Origin of the sequence: Streptomyces griseoflavus, from assembly GCF_014649995.1 — a bacterium.
Taxonomy (GTDB): domain Bacteria; phylum Actinomycetota; class Actinomycetes; order Streptomycetales; family Streptomycetaceae; genus Streptomyces; species Streptomyces griseoflavus.
In genome coordinates this window covers 1-1,357 of sequence record NZ_BMUC01000051.1, presented here as the reverse complement: position 1 = coordinate 1,357, position 1,357 = coordinate 1, and the positions used below count along the sequence as shown (strand labels likewise).

Annotated in this window: 1 pseudogene; it reads left to right on the top strand. The window is 70.7% G+C overall.

The annotated features are described in order from the left end of the window. Positions 1 to 265: 265 nt before the first annotated feature. A pseudogene (locus IE172_RS34185) lies at positions 266 to 1,357 on the top strand (IS110 family RNA-guided transposase); the annotation flags it as partial.

The window sequence follows — 1,357 nt, the reverse complement described above, 5'->3', positions numbered from 1 at the left end:
CCCCCCGTTATGTTTTTTGCGGTCCTGCAAGAGGGCCGCTGGCCTCCGGGCCCGGCATGGCTGTTGCCCCCTGTCGATGGGATGACCTGGGGGGTGGTGTCACCGGGTCCGAGGGGTGCCGTCGGAGACGCTGATCAGAGGTCCGACCACCGTCCGGCCGGGCGCAATGCCCGGCCGCTTTCGGGCGGCAGGTCTGCATAACGTGGATGCGCGCGAACGGCTCCCGACCCTGGGGCCGGCACGCTGCGAGACCTGTGGGGGCACGGTGATCAGTATCGACGGGGTGGGCGTCTTCCTGGGCCTGGACGTCGGCAAGCAGACGCATCACGGCCACGGTCTGACTCCGGCCGGGAAGACGGTGTTCGACAAGCCGCTGCCGAACAGCGAACCGAAGCTGCGGGCCGTCTTCGACAAGCTCACGGCCAAGTTCGGCACCGTCCTGGTGGTCGTGGACCAGCCGGCCTCCATCGGCGCCCTCCCACTGACCGTCGCCCGGGACGCCGGCTGCCAGGTCGCCTACCTGCCCGGACTGGCGATGCGCCGGATCGCCGACCTCTACCCCGGCGAGGCCAAGACCGACGCGAAGGACGCCGTGGTCATCGCGGACGCCGCCCGCACCATGCCCCACACCCTGCGCACCCTCGACCTTGCCGATGAGATCACCGCGGAACTGACCATGCTGGTCGGCTTCGACCAGGACCTCGCCGGCGAGGCCAACCGCACCAGCAACCGCATCCGCGGCCTGCTCACCCAGTTCCACCCCAGCCTCGAACGGGTCCTCGGGCCGCGTCTGGACCACCAGGCGGTGACCTGGCTCCTCGAGCGTTACGGATCCCCGCAGGCGTTGCGGAAGGCCGGCCGCCGAAAGCTGGTCGAAGTCGTCCGCCCCAGGGCCCCGCGCATGGCCGAGCGGCTGGTCGACGACATCTTCACCGCGCTCGACGAGCAGACCGTCACCGTCCCGGGCACCGGCACCCTCGACGTCATCGTCCCCTCACTGGCGAAGTCGCTGGCCGCCGTTCACGAGCAACGCCGGGCCCTGGAAGCCCGGATCGAGGCACTGCTGGAGGCCCACCCTCTTTCCCCGGTCCTGACCTCGATGCCCGGCATCGGCGTCAGGACCGCCGCAGTCCTCCTGACCACCGTCGGCGACGGCAGCTCGTTCCCGAGCGCCGGCCACCTGGCCTCCTACGCCGGTCTCGCCCCGGCCACGAAGCAGATCCGGCACCTCGATCCACGGCGAACACGCCCCCAGAGGCGGAAACCGGCAGCTGAAACGCGCGATGTTCCTCTCCGCGTTCGCAGCCCTCCACGATCCCGCCTCCCGGACCTACTACGACCGCTGCCGAGCCCGCGG